Origin of the sequence: Klebsiella quasipneumoniae subsp. quasipneumoniae (assembly GCF_020525925.1) — a bacterium.
Taxonomy (GTDB): Bacteria; Pseudomonadota; Gammaproteobacteria; order Enterobacterales; family Enterobacteriaceae; genus Klebsiella; species Klebsiella quasipneumoniae.
The window spans coordinates 1,564,818-1,580,775 of sequence record NZ_CP084876.1 but is presented as its reverse complement, the minus strand read 5'-3'; the positions used below and the strand labels follow the sequence as shown (position 1 = coordinate 1,580,775).

The window sequence follows — 15,958 nt, the reverse complement described above, 5'->3', positions numbered from 1 at the left end:
CCCGAAAGCTGAGGTTTTGATTGCCCGTGTGTCGTTTGGCGGCTATAATGCCGCCCGCTTTTGCATTCGCAAAGCAGATAATCCGCCTGTTGCTGGGTCGCCTGTAGCAGGCTTTATATATAGAGAGACATGAATGTTTACTATCAACGCAGAAGTACGTAAAGAGCAGGGTAAGGGTGCGAGCCGCCGCCTGCGCGCAGCTAACAAGTTCCCGGCAATCATCTACGGTGGCGAAGCTGCTCCGGTTGCTATCGAACTGGACCACGACAAAGTATGGAACATGCAGGGCAAAGCTGAGTTTTACGGCGAAGTTCTGACCGTCGTTGTTGATGGCAAAGAAGAAAAAGTCAAAGTTCAGGCTGTTCAGCGCCACGCGTTCAAGCCGAAACTGACTCACATCGACTTCGTTCGCGCGTAATCGCCGATAGCAAGTTGTATGGCAAGCGCCCCGGGGTCTTCGGCTCCGGGGCGTTTTGTTATCCGCGCCGCCAAAGCGCCGGCGCCTCGTCCACGATGTCGCTCAGCAGCCGGTGCTTATTCATTCCGGGCAGCCAGAGCATCACCATGGTGACGTTCAGCCCCTGACTGCCGACCTCCGTCGCGATTTCACCGACTCCCTGCCACTCGCCTGGCCGCAAATGGTCCGGTAAAAACCCCCAGCCCCGCCCCTGCTCCATCGCATGGCGCAGCAGGGTAATTTCGTTCATATACAGCGTATGGCCGGAGATCTGCAGCCGGCGGGCAATCTGATCGTCGCTGCGCCGGTGCATCACCAGCTGCGGCGTCAACGACAGATTCAGCAGCGTCAGCGGCCGCGCCGCATCCCGGAACAGGCGGTCCGCCGCGTAGAAACGCAGATCCACGGTGCCGAGCGCCCGCCACTCCATTTCGCTGCCCAGCGTGCGGTTGTTGGCCTGGCACATCGCCATATCCGCCACGCCATCGCTCAGCGCCTGCTCGGCTTCGCCCCGTGAGGCGCTCCAGCAGCTTAACCGGATCTGCCGCCGGGCCAGCGTATCGGCCAGCGCGCAGAGAAAATCACGTGGGATAAAGGGATCGTACACCAGACGCAGCGCCTGCCCGGCGGTTTGCGGCAGCGTTTGCGCAAAAGACTCGAAAGCCTGCGCCTGACGCAACAGCAGATGCGCCTGACGAAAAAGCTGCTCCCCTTCGGCGGTTAAGGTCAGGGTACGCCCTTCCCGGCTGAACAGCCGATAGCCCAGCGCATCTTCCAGATAGTCCAGCAGATCGCGCAGCGTGGTTCGGTCTTTACCTAACCGAATAGCCGCCCGCGACAGGCTGCCGGTCTCGGCGATGGTGGCGAATGCTTCAATCTGCGCGAAAGAATACTGCAGGGTTTTCATCCTTCTCTCCCTTTCGGGGGAAAATCCCCCCTTTGCTGATTTTAGCCGCCGCGCGCCGATTTATATACTGCGATGCGAATCTATGGCAAACGAGGAAAGGAAGATGATAAGAAAACCACTGGCCCTGGCGTTAATCCTGGCGGCGCTGCCGGCCGCGGCAATGGCACAACGCTGCGGCGACCTGACGCTGGATGTCTGCCCAACGCCTTACGACCAAACGCTACCCGCCGCCAAAGATATGCTCAGCTGGGATCAGACTTCACGCGTGATTGGCTTTCGAAATGACTATCGCAACTATGCCGGCGATGTTTTCCGCCACGGCGCCTCGGCGCCGCTGGAACGCGCTGAAAAACAATTGACCGATGCCCGCTATACCCTTAACGGCCACACCTGGACCCTGCAGGATTACCTGAAGCGCGAGAACGTCAGCGGTATGCTGGTGCTGAAAGACGGCAAAGTCGCCTGGAAATATCTTGGCGACGGCAACACCGATACCACCCTGTGGACCTCACGCTCGGTGGGAAAATCGGTGGTCTCAACGCTGGTGGGCATCGCCATTCAGCAGGGTAAGATCCACTCCCTCGATGATCTGATTACCGTTTATGAACCCGAACTGAAAGGCACCGCCTGGGACGGCGTGACGCTGAAGCAGTTGATGCAGCACACCAGCGGTGTGGAATGGAATGAAGACTACACCGACCCGCAGTCGCACTTCGCCCGCCTGACCCAGTGCGAGGCGCAGCCCGGGGCCTATGCCTGCGTGCGCAAGATCGTCACCGGCCTGGCGCGCAAACATCCGGCGGGCGAGCAGTGGTCCTACTCTTCCGGCGGCGCCTGGCTGCTGGGCGATATCCTGGAGCGCGCCACCGGCATGTCGCTGGCCGCCTGGCTTGAGCAGTCGCTGTGGCGGCCCGTCGGGATGGCCCACGACGGCGTATGGCATGCTTATCAGCAAGGGAAGCACGATGTCGGCGCCCACGGCTTTAACGCCACCCTTGAAGACTGGGGCCGCTTCGGCGAATTCGTCGCCCGCGATGGTCGGTTAAGCAACGGCAAACAGCTGGTGCCGGCGGGCTGGTTCGATCAGGCCGCAAGCTGGACCACTGCGCTAAACTCGGTCTCGGCGGCGCATCCGCAAGGTATCTACGGCTATCAGTGGTGGAATAACGCCATACCGGCGAATGCGCAAAACGTCCAGCCGACGCCGCAGGAAGGGCTGAAAGACTCGCTGTGGGCGCTGGGGATCTACGGCCAGGTGATCATGGTGAACCGCGCGGAACACCTGGTGATCGTCCAATGGTCGACCTGGCCGCAGGCGGAACCCTCCTTTAACGCCCAGCCGTTGGAAGCGGCGCTGATGTACAGCGCCATTGCCCGCGAGCTGCGTTAACCCTCCCTGCTCCTTGCCGCTCAGCCGGCGAGGAGCGTGTCGGCATTCAGCGCCAGGTGCTGCAGCAGGATAATGGTTTTGGCATCCATGATCTCGCCATCGCGAATGGCCTGCAGCGCCCGCGCCAGGGGCCACTCCAGCACTTCAATGTCCTCACCTTCCGCCGCCAGCCCGCCGCCGTCTCCCTGCCGGTCATCGGCCTGATATTCGGCGATAAAAAAGTAGAGTTTTTCGGTGACAGATCCGGGGCTCATAAAGACGGTGAAGAGGGGCTCGATGCGCGTCACCCGAAAGCCGGTCTCCTCTTCCGCTTCGGCTACGATCCGCGCCTCCGGCGAGGCGTTATCCAACAGCCCTGCCGCCGCTTCAATGAGATATCCGTCGTGACCGTGAGTAAACACCGGAAAACGGAACTGACGGGTCAGGACCACCGTCCGCTTTTCCCGGTTGTAGAGTAAAATGACCGCGCCGTTGCCGCGATCGTAGGCCTCGCGGCTCTGCTCCTGCCAGCGTCCGTCCCGGCGCTGCAGTTCAAAGGTATATTTTTTCAGCGTGTACCAGTTATCAGAGAGCAGCGTCTCGCGAACGTGTCGGACGTGCGGTGCGTGAGTTTGCATGTTATATCCCCTTTCAGATGACAGCAGGCACCATAACATGCATAATCGTGCATAAACAAGATCACTCGTGAAGGAAAAATCATGCTCGCCAGTCAACGAAAACAGCAAATCCTGCAGATCCTTGCGGAGGAAAAACAGGTGATGTCCGGGGAGCTGAGCCAACGGTTTAACGTCTCTGAGGACTCCATTCGCCGCGATCTGCGCGAGCTGGCGGCGGAAGGAAAACTGCAGCGGGTCCACGGCGGGGCGCTGCCCGTCTCTGCCGCCATCGCCCCTATTGAAACACGCAAAAGCGTGCAAATCGCCTCCAAACAGGCGGTAGCGCGCGCTGCCGCCGCCCTGATCCAGCCTGGACAGGTGGTGATTGTCGATGGCGGCACCACCACCGCGGCGATGATCGGCTTATTACCCGCCGACCTCAGCTGCACGGTGGTCACTCACAGCCCCGGCATCGCCGTGGCGCTGGTCGATCACCCGCGAATCGAGGTGATCCTGCTCGGCGGCAAAGTGTTTAAGCATTCGGTTGTCGCCGTCGGCCCTGAAACGCTGGAAGCAATGGCGCGGATCAACGCCGATGTGTTCTTTATGGGGGTGACCGGCGTCCACCCGCGAGCGGGTTTTACCACCGGTGATTATGAAGAGGCAGGCATCAAGCGCGCGCTGGCGGCCAGGGCCGCGGAAACCGTGGTGATGGCCTCCCGGGAAAAGCTCAACGCCGCGTCGGCCTTTGCCATCGGCGAGCTGAACCTCGCCAGTACGCTTATCGTCGATGGGGAGCCCGACGCCGCGCTGCGCCAGCGGCTGGTGCAGAGCGGCGTGGAGATCGTCCCCGTTCAGCGGTCGCGCTGACGGGGCGTGGCGCTTAGTTGCCGCCGGACGTCCGGCGCTGCAGCTGGTCGCGCAGGTTCGGCGGGGTGCCCTTAATGGTCAGGGTATCGGTGGCGGGATCCCAGAATACGCGTTCGCCCAGCAGCATCGCGTCGAAGTTAATGGTCAAACCGCCGCCGCTGCCGGCAAACTTGGTCAGCTGACGTAAGGTGCTGCGATCCGCCGGGAAGCTCTCTTCCAGCTCGTAGCCCTGCTCGGCGGTGAATTCCTGGAAGCTCTTTTCGCTGACGCCGGCAAGCTCTTTGGACAGCGACTCCAGCTCAATCTCTTCCCCGGCCTGCAGCTGTTCATTGCAGTAAGCATAGACCTGCTGACGCACATTCTGTCGCTCGGATTTATCAAGCTGCGCGTCGGCGGCAAAGTCATCCACCGCCTGCAGCAGGCCGCGGTTCTGCGCTTTGGCGTTGAGACCTTCGCTGGCGCCGAGGAAATCCATGAAGAAATCGGCCACTTTGCGCCCCACCCGCCCTTTCAGGAAGGTCAGGTAGCGGGTCGACTCTGGATTGGTTTCCCACTCGGTCAGATCGATGCGCGCGACGATATCGGCATGGTTAATATCCAGATAATGGGTCGAGCGGATATCCAGCTCTTCGTTGACGCGCATGCTGCTCAGGTTATTGAGCACCGCCACCAGCAGATACTCGACCGCCAGGTAACGATACTGACAGAAGAGGACAATGCCCCCTTCGGCGAACGGGTATTTCGCCAGCTCATCGCGCAGGCGGCCGGTCGCCGCGCGGCTGAACGCCAGAAACTCCTCTTCCCCCTGACGCTGCAGGCGCAGCGCCTGCGCCAGTTCGCTCTCTTCATTGAACAAGCCATAGGCTTTGCTTTTGGCGCTATAAACCCGGTGCAGTTCAGCCATCATCTCGACGACCGTCGCGTTCGGCTCCAGCAGTGACTCGCGCAGCACCAGCTCCAGATTTTGTTCATCACGTTTGATTAACTGATGCAGGGCAATCTGGTCGATATCCAGACTCATGTTAAACTCTCCTTTTAGACCGGGCGGTATTCAACCACCGCCGGGTTGCCGACGCAACTGGCGCCACACATTTCGACGTCATGACTGACGATCGGTGCGCTTTTGCGCCGCGGCGAAAAAATGCGGAAAAAAAGCTGCTGCTACGGTAATATGTTGCCCTTTCACGAACAAACAGATTTTGAGTTTATGCCGCAAATTTCCCGCTATAGCGATCAACAGGTCGAACAGTTGCTCAGCGAGCTGACGAACGTCCTGGAATCACACAAAGCCCCGGTTGACCTTTCACTGATGGTGTTAGGCAATATGGTGACCAACCTGATCAACAGTAGCGTCGCGCCGGCGCAGCGTCAGGCCATCGCCCGTTCTTTCGCGCAGGCTTTGCAATCTTCGATTAACGACGATCCAGCGCATTAAGGATAACAGCAACAGTATATGGTGACTCTACGTCAGCCCTACCGAGAAAAAGTCTCCCAGATGGTTAGCTGGGGGCACTGGTTCGCCCTGTTCAACATGTTGTTGGCCATGGTGCTCGGCAGCCGCTACCTTTTTGTCGCCGACTGGCCGACGACGCTTGCCGGACGACTCTTTTCGTACGTCAGTCTCGTCGGGCACTTCAGCTTCCTGGTGTTTACCAGCTATGTGCTGATCCTCTTTCCGTTGACCTTTATCGTGGTCTCGCAGCGCCTGATGCGCTTCCTGTCGGTGATCCTTGCCACCGCCGGGATGACGCTGCTGCTGATAGACAGCGAGGTCTTTACCCGCTTTCATCTTCATTTAAACCCGGTGGTCTGGGAGCTGGTCATCAACCCTGACCAGAATGAGATGGCGCGCGACTGGCAGCTGATGTTTATCAGCGTCCCGGTCATCTTTTTGATTGAAATGCTCTTCGCCACCTGGAGCTGGCAAAAACTGCGCAGCCTGACGCGTCGCCGCCATTATGCCCGCCCGGTCGCCTGGTTCTTCTTTTTGTCGTTCATCAGCAGCCACCTGGTCTATATCTGGGCGGATGCCAATTTTTATCGCCCGATCACCATGCAGCGAGCGAATCTACCGCTTTCTTATCCGATGACCGCCCGACGTTTCCTTGAGAAACATGGCCTGCTCGACGCCGAGGATTATCAGCGTCGCCTGGTGGAGCAAGGGGCGCCGGAGGCGGTATCGGTCCAGTATCCGCTCAGTAACCTGCGCTACCGCGACCTCGGCGCGGGCTATAATGTGCTACTGATCACCGTCGACAACCTGAACTACTCGCGGTTTGAAAAAACGATGCCGGCGCTGGCGGCGTTTGCCAAAGAAAACGTGAACTTTACCCAGCATATGAGCTCGGGCAATACCGCCGACAGCGGCCTGTTTGGCCTGTTCTACGGCATTTCGCCAGGCTATATGGACGGTGTCCTCTCGGCGCGTATTCCCGCGGCGCTGATCACCGCTCTCAACCAGCAGGGCTACCAGCTGGGCCTGTTCTCTTCCGATGGGTTTAGCAGCCCGCTGTATCGCCAGGCGCTGCTCTCCGACTTCTCGCTGCCGAGCGCGAAGACCCAGAGCGACGAGCAGACCGCCAATCAGTGGATCGGCTGGCTGGACCGTTACGCGCAGGATGAGAATCGCTGGTTCTCGTGGGTCTCGCTCAATGGCACCACCCTCGACGATACGCAGCAGCAGGGCTTTGTCCGCCGTTATAGCAAGGCGGCAGGCGACGTTGATGCCCAGATCGATCGGGTGCTGACCGCGCTGCGCGAAGGCGGCAAGCTCGATAATACGGTGGTCATTATCACCGGCGGCCACGGCAAGCCGCTTAACGTCAAACACGACCCGTTCGACTGGTCGCGCGAGCAGCTGCAGGTGCCGCTGATTATTCACTGGCCGGGCACGCCGGCCCAGGAAATTGCCACCCTGACCGATAACAAAGATGTGATGACCACGCTGATGCAGCGCCTGCTTCACGTGTCGACGCCGGCCAATGAGTATTCGCAGGGGGAAGATCTGTTCAGCGCCGCGCGGCGTCGGAACTGGGTCACCGCGGCCAACGGCGATACGCTGGCCATTACCACCCCGGCTATCACCGTGGTCCTCAACCATAACGGCACCTATACCACCTGGAGCCGCGACGGTGAGAAAATCAAAGATCAGAAACCGCAGCTCAGCCTGTTGCTGCAGGTCCTGACCGATGAAAAACGCTTTATCGCTAACTGATTGATTAATTATGAATCAATCGCGCGCGACCCGCTTGCATTCGCCTGGGGAACGGGTAATATTGTTCCCCACGCGTCGGCACGTAGCGCAGCCTGGTAGCGCACCGTCATGGGGTGTCGGGGGTCGGAGGTTCAAATCCTCTCGTGCCGACCAAAAATCCCTGAGAAACCAGCCTTTTAAGGCTGGTTTTTTTATGCCCCTCTTTTACGCCTGTTCACCTCAGCTCGTTGAATTTGTGCCCTTTCCGCGCCACAGCGTATAGAGTACGACTATCCTGATGGTAAATTACGTCGTAGCATCTATTATTCGACCGTATGACTCATAAGCAGGAGCGGATGACATGAGAGTTAATGGACTTACCAAAGGATTTTTCATCCTTATCGTCTTCATTGTAACCCTGGCCTTTTTTGATGTTCTCTCACCCTATTATTCCGCCATCCTCTGGGCCGCCATCCTCGCGGTGATTTTCAATCCGGTCAAAAACAAGATGCGCACCCGCCTCGGCGAACGTAACGGCCTTGCGGCGCTGATGACCATCGTCATTATCTGCCTTATCGTGTTCACGCCGCTGGCGATTATCCTGTCGTCACTGGCCTACGAGCTGAACGTGGTGTACAGCAAACTGCAGCATAACGATACCCAGTTCCCGACGGTGGTCGCCAGCCTGATCGCCCACCTCCCCGGCTGGGCCAGAAGCTTCCTCGCCGAACATAACCTGGATAGCGCGCAGCAGATCCAGCAGCAGCTCTCCGATGTCGCCCTGAAAGGCGGCCAGTATCTGGCCGGCAGCGCGTTTCTGATTGGTAAAGGCACCTTTGGCTTCACCGTCAGCTTCGGCATTATGCTCTACCTGCTGTTCTTCCTGCTGAAGGATGGCCCTCACCTGGTGCTGTTGATCCTCGAATCTCTGCCGTTATCCAGCTACGTGAAGCAGCACCTGTTCGCTAAGTTCGCCGCGGTGGCTCGCGCCACGGTAAAAGGCACCGTCGCCGTGGCGCTGGCGCAGGGGGCGCTGGGCGGCTTTGCCTTCTGGATCGCCGGTCTGGACGGCAGCATTCTCTGGGGCGCGCTGATGGCGTTCCTGTCGCTTATCCCGGCGGTAGGCTCGGCCATTATCTGGGTGCCGGCGGCGATTTACCTGTTTGCCACCGGCCAGCTGTGGCAGGGCGCCTTTATTGTCGGCTTCTTTGTCATTGTGATTGGCCTGGTGGACAACATTCTGCGTCCGCTGCTGGTGGGCAAGGATACCAAAATGCCGGACTACCTGATCCTGATCGCCACCCTCGGCGGCATGGAGATCTACGGTATTAACGGCTTTGTTATCGGCCCGCTGATCGCCGCCTTGTTTATCGCCTGCTGGAATTTGCTGTCGGGGCGGGAACACGCTGGCAACACTGATGAAATCGATGAAGAATTTATTGAGGAAGCGAAAAATAGCCGTAATGAATAATTTCACCGGCAGGCCTCTGGCGGCCTGCCAGCGCCCCTGTTGCGCTCTGCGCGGCCGACATCTTACCAGTAGATAACACTATTCATTTTGCAAAAAATGGTAAATAAATCTTAACATTTAGCAAAGTGATGATAGGCTATCTCTGTCAGGAACGAAAATAAAGGATGATCAACCGTGAAAAAAATCACTACGCTAGCCGTTTCTCTGCTGACCGCCGCCTGCATGTCTGCCGGCGCCCTGGCCGCAGACCAGCCGCTGGAAAAAGTCGCGCCGTTCCCGAAAGCGGAAAAAGGCATGAAGCGTCAGGTTATTCAGCTGCCGCAGCAGCAGGATGAATCGGCGCTGAAGGTTGAGCTGATGATCGGCCAGACGCTGGAAGTTGACTGCAACCACCATCGTCTTGGCGGGGAGCTGGAAAGCAAAACCCTGGAAGGCTGGGGTTATGACTACTATGTTTTTGATAAGCTGAGCGGCCCGGTATCCACCATGATGGCCTGCCCGGACGGCAAGAAAACGAAGAAATTTGTGACTGCCGGCCTCGGCGATGACGCCATGCTGCGCTACAACAGCAAGCTGCCGATCGTCGTCTACACGCCGACCAATGTCGATGTGAAATATCGCATCTGGCGCGCGGAGGAGACTATCGGTAACGCCGAGGTCCGCTAAGGCGCGCCATTAAAACGGCAATAAAAAAACGGCAGCCCGCAGGCTGCCGTTTTTGTCAGAGCGCGATATCCGCTATCGGCTTGCCGCCGCTCAGCGGCTTCAGCTCCGCCTGCGGGGCTTCATCCATCGCGGCGGCTGGCTCATATTTCAGCTCCAGCACTTCACTGGTCCACGCCAGCGCTTTCTCAATCTCCGCCGGGTTGCCATCAAGGCGAATACCGTAGGTCGGGATGATCGCCTTCAGCCTGGCCTGCCATTCCGGCGAATTAACTTTGTCCTTAAACACTTTTTCCATCAGCTGCAGCATGATAGGCGCCGCGGTGGAGGCGCCTGGCGATGCGCCGAGCAGCGCCGCGACGGTGCCTTCGTCATCGCTGACCACTTCGGTGCCCAGGCGGAGTACCCCGCCCTTCTTCGCATCGCGCTTGATGATCTGCACGCGCTGACCGGCCTGCCACAACCGCCAGTCCTCTTTCCGCGCTTCCGGATAGTATTCGCACAGCGCGGCCAGACGATCTTTATCTTTCTGCATCACCTGGCTAATCAGATATTTCACCAGATCGAAGTTGTCCAGGCCGACGTTGAGCATCGGCAGGATATTCGAGGTATTGGTCGAGGCCAGCAGATCCCACAGCGAACCGTTCTTCAGGAAGCGGGTCGAGAAGGTCGCGAACGGCCCGAACAGCACCACGCGTTTACCGTCGATAATACGGGTATCGATGTGCGGCACCGACATCGGCGGCGCGCCCACTTCGGCCTGGCCGTAAACCTTCGCCAGATGGTGGTTTACCACCTCCGGATTTTCGCAGACCAGGAACTGGCCGCCGACCGGGAAGCCCGCATACTCTTTGGCCTGTGGAATGCCGGTTTCCTGCAGCAGGGTCAGCGCCGCGCCGCCGGCGCCGATAAAGATAAATTTGGCTTTGATAACCCGCTTCTGACGACGGTTGTCGGCATCCGCGAGGGTGACCGTCCAGCTCTTGTCGGCGTTGCGCTTGAAGCGACGTACCACGGTGCCCAACTGGAGGGAGAAATTATCATGCTTTTGCAGGCTGGCGATCAGCTGGCGGGTGATTTCGCCATAGTTGACGTCGGTTCCCACTTCCGTACGGGTGGCGGCCACTTTTTGCAGCGGGTCGCGACCTTCCATCACCAGCGGCGCCCAGGCTTTGATCTGCTGATGGTCTTCAGAGTAACGAATGCCGCGGAACAGTTCACTCTGCTGCAGCGCCGCATAGCGCGCGCGCAGGAAGTTGACGTTATCTTCGCCCCACACAAAGCTCATGTGCGGCACGCTGTTAATGAATGATTTTGGTTTGTTCAGGACGCCGCGCGTCACCTGATGCGCCCAGAACTGACGCGAGATGTGGAAGGCTTCGTTGATGTCGACCGCTTTGTCGATATTGATGCCGTTGGCGGTCTGCGGCGTGTAGTTCAGCTCCATCAGCGCCGCGTGGCCGGTCCCCGCATTGTTCCACCCGTTTGAGCTCTCTTCCGCCACGCTGGACATCTGCTCAACCATGGTAATAGACCAGTCTGGCTCAAGCTCCTGCAGCCAGGTTCCCAGTGTGGCGCTCATAATGCCGCCGCCAATCAACAATACATCCGTCTCTTGCTCATGGCGGGTGTTGGTCCGAGTGCTGTTGGGACCAACCGCCTGTGAGCGTGGTACGGCCATCTTTTTATTCATCGGATTTGAGCCTTACTTTACTCGCTGTTTTTATTTAGCGCAGGTGATACGATTCTCACCCCTCACGTTACCACCGAAGCTCAAAAATTTAAATATTGTTTAAATTTTAAGTTCTGTTTTGAGATCCGTTATAAAAATGTTTAATAAATGTATACAGCAAATCACTTTTTGTACTGGTGCGCTGGTAGATTCCGCGCTATCATCCCTGGTTTTGTGACAGACCGCACGGAAGCTGGGTCTGACACCGCTCCTCCTTTTTTTATAAGCTGCGAACTTTTTTTATGCCTCCAGTTTCTGACTCCGCCGCTTCCGGCAACCTGCGCACCATCCTCCGTTCTCCGTCGCTGCTGACGCGCGAAGCCCTGGCCGGCGTGCTCACCGCCCTGGCGTTAATCCCGGAAGTGATTTCGTTTTCTGTCATCGCCGGCGTTGACCCACAGGTGAGCCTGATTGCTTCCGTGGTGCTCTGTCTGGCGATGTCGCTACTCGGCGGACGCCCGGCGATGGTCACCGCGGCCGCGGGCTCAGTAGCGCTGGTCATTGGCCCGATGGTGCATCAGCACGGCGTGGGTTACATTCTGCCAGCCGTCATTCTGGCGGGTATTATTCAAATTTTGTTTGGTCTGTGCGGCATGGCGCGCCTGATGCGCTTTATCCCCCCGGCGGTGATGACCGGGTTCGTCAACGCCCTCGGGATCCTGATTTTCTTTGCCCAGGTGCCGCACTTCTGGAGCCGCCAGCCGCTCATCGTCGGCCTGTTTGTCCTGACGCTGCTTATCGTCCTGTGGGCGCCGCGCTTTATTAAGGCTATCCCGGCGCCGCTGATCGCCATCGTCGCGCTCACTCTCTATACCGTCACCACCGGCCAGCTGCTGCCGACCGTCGGCGATGAAGGCTCGATGAGCGGCGGCCTGCCGGGATTCACCGCCCTGACCGTTCCCCTCAATCTTGCCACGCTGCAGATTATCTGGCCGTGCGCCCTCAGCATCGCCTTTGTCGGCCTGATGGAGTCTTTGCTGACGGCTAAGCTGGTGGATGACCTGACCCATACGCCGTCGAATAAATCGCGGGAGAGCGCCGGGCTGGGTATCGCCAACATCCTCGCCGGCTGTTATGGCGGTATCGCGGGCTGCGCGATGATCGGCCAGACCATCGTTAACGTGGAAATGGGCAAAGCCCGCAGCCGTCTCTCTACGGCGATAGCCGGTCTGGTGCTGCTCCTGCTGGTGACAGCGCTCAGCCAGGTGATGGCGAAGATCCCGATGGCGGTCCTGGCCGGGGTGATGGTGATCGTGGCGGTGAAGACCTTTAGCTGGCACAGCATTCGCCCGGGCGAGCTGGCGCGCAATCCGTGGCCGGAAACGCTGGTGATGCTGGTGACCGTCGCCGCGACGGTGGGAACCAGCAATCTGGCGATTGGCGTGCTGGCGGGGATCGTCGCGATGGCGATCATCCCCCGCCGCCTGCGGGCAAAAGCGCAGGCTACATCAGAAACAGCGTCGCCAGCCCCAGAAAAATAAAGAAGCCGCCGGTGTCGGTGATAGCGGTGATCATCACGCTGGAGCCGACCGCCGGATCGCGCCCCAGCTTCACCATGACCATCGGGATGATGACGCCCATCATCGCCGCCATCAGCAGGTTGAGCATCATGGCCAGCGTCATCACTCCGCCAAGCTGCGGATCGTCATACAGCCACCAGGTGATGCCCCCCATGATCCCGCCCCACACCAGGCCATTAATCAGCGCAACGCCCATTTCACGCAGGATCAGGAAGGTAAAGCTGCCGGGCTGGATCTGCTGCAGCGCCATCGCCCGGACGATCATGGTGATCGTCTGGTTGCCGGTATTGCCGCCGATCCCGGCGACGATCGGCATCAGCGAGGCCAGCGCCACCAGCTGAGAAATGGTGTGTTCGAAGCCGTCGATGACCCTGGAAGCGATAAACGCCGTACACAGGTTGACCGCCAGCCACGCCCAGCGCGTTTTCACCGCCTTGCTGACCGGGGCGAAGACATCTTCTTCATCGCTCAGACCGCCCATCCGCCGCAGATCGTTGTCGGTCTCTTCATAGACCACATCGACGATCTCATCGATGGTCAGACGGCCGATCAGCTTACCATCGGCATCGATAACGGCGGCGCTGAGCAAGTCATCACGTTCGAAGGTGCGCGCCACCTTCTCCGCCTCTTCGTGCGGCTGAAAGGTGACCGGATCGCCCTCCATCACCTCCCCCACCCGCTTCTGCGCATCGTTAAGCAGAATGGTCTGCAGCTCCAGCTCGCCGAGCAGCAGCTTATTGCGGGTGGTGACAAACAGTTTGTCGGTGTTCTCCGGCATTTTACCGAGACGCCGCAAATAGCGCTGGACCGCCGCCAGGGTGGCCTCCGGCCGCACCGTAATGACCTCAAACTCCATGATCGACCCGACGCTGTTGTCGGCGTAGCGCATGATCTGGCGAATACGGGCGCGCTTCTCGGCCGGCAGGGTCGCCAGCAACCGTCCGGTCAGGTTGCGCGGCAGATGCTGCAGCAGGTAAACCTGTTCATCGATATCCAGCGGCTGCATCGCCTGCAGCAGCTCGTGGTCGCTCATCTTATCGATGAGGTCGCCCCAGACGTTTTCTGAGGCTTCCAGCAGCACTTCGCCGCGTTTATCGTCGGGCACCTGGCACCACAGCGCGGTGCGGGCGTCATAGGGGAGCGCTTCCAGCGCATCGGCGAGATCCGGCGGCGGCAGATGCGAGACCAGGATTTCCACTTCGGCCAGGTCATCGGCGAGCGTACCTTCATCGTAACGTTCTGCCAGCGTCAGTTTGCCCAGCAGCGCAGAGGTCACCGCTTTATCGGTGCTCAACAGCCAAATCAGACGGGCGCGCTCTTCGTCACGCAAGCGGGCGCTTTTTTTATGCAAAACGGACATCGGTCGGGCAATCCTTTTGAGAATAGTGAGCCGGCCTGCGGGCCGGAAGCCTTAAGCATAGCGCGAGGAGGGGGAAATAATAACCGTCAGCAATGTAGACGCTGAAAATTTCAGCGGCGCCCGGGCTTTCCCCGGGCGCGCAGCGTGAATCAGGCCGTGCGGGCCACCGCATCGCGGGAGGCCTGCGCCCGCTCTTCGCCGGTGAGCTCTGACAGCTGCCCGGCACGCATCTCCAGCAGGCGATCGGCGTGCTGGAAGTAGTGATCGTCATGGCTGATGGCGAACACGGTTTTCCCCATCTGCTTCATCAACGGCAGCAGGACCTGATAGAACTCGCGGCGGAAATGCGGATCCTGATCCGCCGCCCATTCATCCAGCAGAATGATATCCCGGGACTCGGCCAGCGCCAGCAGGAGCGCCACGCGCTTCTTCTGCCCTTTCGACAGCCGCAGGTCGCCGATCTTACCGTTTTCCAGCTGCAGCTTATGGGCCATTTGCAGACGCTCCAGCCACGTTGCCACCAGCGCCGGATCGGCCTCCTCGCCCTGCGGCCCGAGCAGACGGTCGAACAGCCAGACGTCGGTAAACACGGCGGAGAACAGTTTGCGGTACGCCTCCGGTTTATCCGCCGCCAGCGGCTGGCCGTCCACCAGAATCTGACCGGAAACCGGCTGATACAGGCCGGTCAGGAGCATCGCCAGGGTTGACTTGCCGCTGCCGTTGCCGCCGATCAGAAACACCAGTTCGCCGCGTTTTAGCGTCAGATTAAGCGGCCCTACCGCAAAGCGATGGTCCGGATAATGGAAAGTGACATCGCGCAGCTCCAGCGTCTGCCAGTCAGCCTGCGGCTGCGGCCGGGGGAAATCGGCCCGGTAAGGGGCGAGGGAGAACTGGCGCAGCTTGTTGAATGCCACCTGGGCGCTCAGCAGCGTGGGCAGCGCGCCGACGGCGGAGAGCAGCGGCGTGCGCAAAAACAGCAGCGTCAGGGAGTAGGTCGCCGCCACGGCGGTATCGGCCCAGCCGAGGCTGTTGGCCATCCAGAACACCAGCCCGATGGCGCCAAGCATCATAATATTCGACCAGTTGACCGCGCTGAGATGGAAGGTATCGGCGCGAACGATGTGGTGCCGGTACTCACGGGCGTCCGGGAGGTAGAGCTGATTAAACACATATTCCGCGCGCTCGCGGTTGAGGGTCAGCTCTTTGCGCCCTTCCAGCACCGTCTGGTAGTCGTGATAGAGCTTATCTTCCGTTTCGCGCAGGCTGGCCATATGTCTGTAGACCCGCGACACCAGCACAAAACCGCCCCAAATGGTGAGCGCCATCCACAGGGCCGTCACCAGCATCATTTTTCCTGACAGCCAGGCCAGATAAGCGGCGGAGCCGAAGGTGAGAATGATCCCCTGCACCAGCTCAGGGAGGCGTACAAAGGCGATGGTAATATTGCGGATATCGCTGGTCAGCCCGGCAAGCAGCGACGCGCCGCCGATCTTCTCCACCTGTTCAATCTGGGTATCGAGGATGCGTTTCACAAACTCGCCGCGCAGGCGATAAACAAAATGGTGGCCGAGGGTGGTCAACGCCAGCTGCGAGCCCAGGGTCACCGCCATCAACAGCCCCAGCAGGCCAAGAAATTCCGGCAGCACCCGCAGCGAGGTATCGACAGTGGCGATCAGGCGCAGGTTAATAAAGGCGATTAAGCCGATACCCAGCGCGGCGCTGAGCAGGCTGAGGGCAATAACGCCCAGAAACGGCCAGCGATACTGGCGCCAGACGAGAGAAAGAAGTTCCATAACAGG

General features: G+C 59.3%; 14 protein-coding genes and 1 tRNA gene. 9 read left to right on the top strand and 6 right to left on the bottom strand.

The features are described 5' to 3' along the window. The first annotated feature begins 133 nt into the window (after positions 1-133). On the top strand, positions 134-418 hold the full coding sequence (rplY, locus tag LGM20_RS07765) for a 50S ribosomal protein L25 (RefSeq protein ID WP_044524232.1): 285 nt from the start codon (positions 134-136) through the stop codon (positions 416-418). Between the two features lie 58 nt (positions 419-476). On the opposite strand, the gene LGM20_RS07760 is transcribed toward rplY, so the two are convergent. Then, positions 477-1,364, bottom strand: a complete 888-nt coding sequence (locus LGM20_RS07760) for a LysR family transcriptional regulator (protein ID WP_044524233.1) — start codon at positions 1,362-1,364, stop codon at positions 477-479. 103 nt (positions 1,365-1,467) lie between these two features. On the opposite strand from LGM20_RS07760, the gene LGM20_RS07755 reads away from it, so the two are divergent. Then, positions 1,468-2,754: a serine hydrolase domain-containing protein gene (locus tag LGM20_RS07755; RefSeq protein ID WP_044524234.1), complete on the top strand. Its 1,287-nt coding sequence runs from the start codon at positions 1,468-1,470 to the stop codon at positions 2,752-2,754. A gap of 20 nt (positions 2,755-2,774) precedes the next feature. Here LGM20_RS07755 and LGM20_RS07750 read toward each other — a convergent pair whose 3' ends face one another. Continuing rightward, complete coding sequence (locus tag LGM20_RS07750; protein ID WP_032453543.1) at positions 2,775-3,371, bottom strand: NUDIX domain-containing protein; 597 nt, start codon at positions 3,369-3,371, stop codon at positions 2,775-2,777. 81 nt (positions 3,372-3,452) lie between these two features. On the opposite strand from LGM20_RS07750, the gene LGM20_RS07745 reads away from it, so the two are divergent. After that, positions 3,453-4,220 (top strand): DeoR/GlpR family DNA-binding transcription regulator, encoded by a 768-nt coding sequence (locus LGM20_RS07745; protein WP_044524236.1) that lies wholly within the window; start codon positions 3,453-3,455, stop codon positions 4,218-4,220. A 13-nt stretch (positions 4,221-4,233) separates the two neighbouring features. On the opposite strand, the gene yejK is transcribed toward LGM20_RS07745, so the two are convergent. Continuing rightward, positions 4,234-5,241, bottom strand: coding sequence for a nucleoid-associated protein YejK (gene yejK / locus LGM20_RS07740; protein WP_004144267.1), 1,008 nt, complete (start codon positions 5,239-5,241; stop codon positions 4,234-4,236). 186 nt (positions 5,242-5,427) lie between these two features. Between yejK and LGM20_RS07735 the strand changes: the two genes are divergently transcribed. From LGM20_RS07735 to eco, 5 genes are all read left to right on the top strand, one after another. Beyond that, positions 5,428-5,655, top strand: a complete 228-nt coding sequence (locus LGM20_RS07735) for a YejL family protein (protein ID WP_004195346.1) — start codon at positions 5,428-5,430, stop codon at positions 5,653-5,655. 18 nt (positions 5,656-5,673) lie between these two features. Beyond that, positions 5,674-7,434: an LPS biosynthesis-modulating metalloenzyme YejM gene (gene yejM / locus LGM20_RS07730; RefSeq protein WP_044524237.1), complete on the top strand. Its 1,761-nt coding sequence runs from the start codon at positions 5,674-5,676 to the stop codon at positions 7,432-7,434. A 76-nt stretch (positions 7,435-7,510) separates the two neighbouring features. Continuing rightward, positions 7,511-7,587 (top strand) — tRNA-Pro (locus LGM20_RS07725). Between the two features lie 187 nt (positions 7,588-7,774). After that, a complete protein-coding gene (locus LGM20_RS07720; protein ID WP_032453546.1) occupies positions 7,775-8,884 on the top strand; it encodes an AI-2E family transporter in 1,110 nt (369 codons plus the stop codon). A gap of 174 nt (positions 8,885-9,058) precedes the next feature. Continuing rightward, the gene (gene eco / locus LGM20_RS07715; RefSeq protein ID WP_023290474.1) at positions 9,059-9,550 is read left to right on the top strand and encodes a serine protease inhibitor ecotin; all 492 of its coding nucleotides are present in this window, start codon (positions 9,059-9,061) and stop codon (positions 9,548-9,550) included. Between the two features lie 55 nt (positions 9,551-9,605). Here eco and mqo read toward each other — a convergent pair whose 3' ends face one another. Next, positions 9,606-11,240, bottom strand: coding sequence for a malate dehydrogenase (quinone) (gene mqo / locus LGM20_RS07710; RefSeq protein ID WP_032453547.1), 1,635 nt, complete (start codon positions 11,238-11,240; stop codon positions 9,606-9,608). A 281-nt stretch (positions 11,241-11,521) separates the two neighbouring features. On the opposite strand from mqo, the gene LGM20_RS07705 reads away from it, so the two are divergent. Continuing rightward, positions 11,522-12,760 (top strand): SulP family inorganic anion transporter, encoded by a 1,239-nt coding sequence (locus LGM20_RS07705; RefSeq protein ID WP_023290476.1) that lies wholly within the window; start codon positions 11,522-11,524, stop codon positions 12,758-12,760. On the opposite strand, the gene mgtE is transcribed toward LGM20_RS07705, so the two are convergent. After that, on the bottom strand, positions 12,723-14,159 hold the full coding sequence (mgtE, locus tag LGM20_RS07700; RefSeq protein WP_023290477.1) for a magnesium transporter: 1,437 nt from the start codon (positions 14,157-14,159) through the stop codon (positions 12,723-12,725). The genes LGM20_RS07705 and mgtE overlap by 38 nt on opposite strands. Before the next feature lie 149 nt (positions 14,160-14,308). After that, on the bottom strand, positions 14,309-15,952 hold the full coding sequence (locus tag LGM20_RS07695; protein WP_044524238.1) for a multidrug ABC transporter permease/ATP-binding protein: 1,644 nt from the start codon (positions 15,950-15,952) through the stop codon (positions 14,309-14,311). Positions 15,953-15,958: the final 6 nt, after the last annotated feature.

Excerpts from the sequence above, each read along its gene's own strand:
- LGM20_RS07735 (WP_004195346.1), top strand. The coding sequence starts at position 5,428 with ATGCCGCAAATTTCCCGCTATAGCGATCAACAGGTCGAACAGTTGCTC.
- mqo (WP_032453547.1), bottom strand. The coding sequence starts at position 11,240 with ATGAATAAAAAGATGGCCGTACCACGCTCACAGGCGGTTGGTCCCAAC.
- LGM20_RS07750 (WP_032453543.1), bottom strand. The coding sequence starts at position 3,371 with ATGCAAACTCACGCACCGCACGTCCGACACGTTCGCGAGACGCTGCTC.
- LGM20_RS07745 (WP_044524236.1), top strand. The coding sequence starts at position 3,453 with ATGCTCGCCAGTCAACGAAAACAGCAAATCCTGCAGATCCTTGCGGAG.
- LGM20_RS07720 (WP_032453546.1), top strand. The coding sequence starts at position 7,775 with ATGAGAGTTAATGGACTTACCAAAGGATTTTTCATCCTTATCGTCTTC.
- LGM20_RS07695 (WP_044524238.1), bottom strand. The coding sequence starts at position 15,952 with ATGGAACTTCTTTCTCTCGTCTGGCGCCAGTATCGCTGGCCGTTTCTG.
- LGM20_RS07760 (WP_044524233.1), bottom strand. The coding sequence starts at position 1,364 with ATGAAAACCCTGCAGTATTCTTTCGCGCAGATTGAAGCATTCGCCACC.
- rplY (WP_044524232.1), top strand. The coding sequence starts at position 134 with ATGTTTACTATCAACGCAGAAGTACGTAAAGAGCAGGGTAAGGGTGCG.
- LGM20_RS07755 (WP_044524234.1), top strand. The coding sequence starts at position 1,468 with ATGATAAGAAAACCACTGGCCCTGGCGTTAATCCTGGCGGCGCTGCCG.
- LGM20_RS07705 (WP_023290476.1), top strand. The coding sequence starts at position 11,522 with ATGCCTCCAGTTTCTGACTCCGCCGCTTCCGGCAACCTGCGCACCATC.
- yejM (WP_044524237.1), top strand. The coding sequence starts at position 5,674 with ATGGTGACTCTACGTCAGCCCTACCGAGAAAAAGTCTCCCAGATGGTT.
- yejK (WP_004144267.1), bottom strand. The coding sequence starts at position 5,241 with ATGAGTCTGGATATCGACCAGATTGCCCTGCATCAGTTAATCAAACGT.
- mgtE (WP_023290477.1), bottom strand. The coding sequence starts at position 14,159 with ATGTCCGTTTTGCATAAAAAAAGCGCCCGCTTGCGTGACGAAGAGCGC.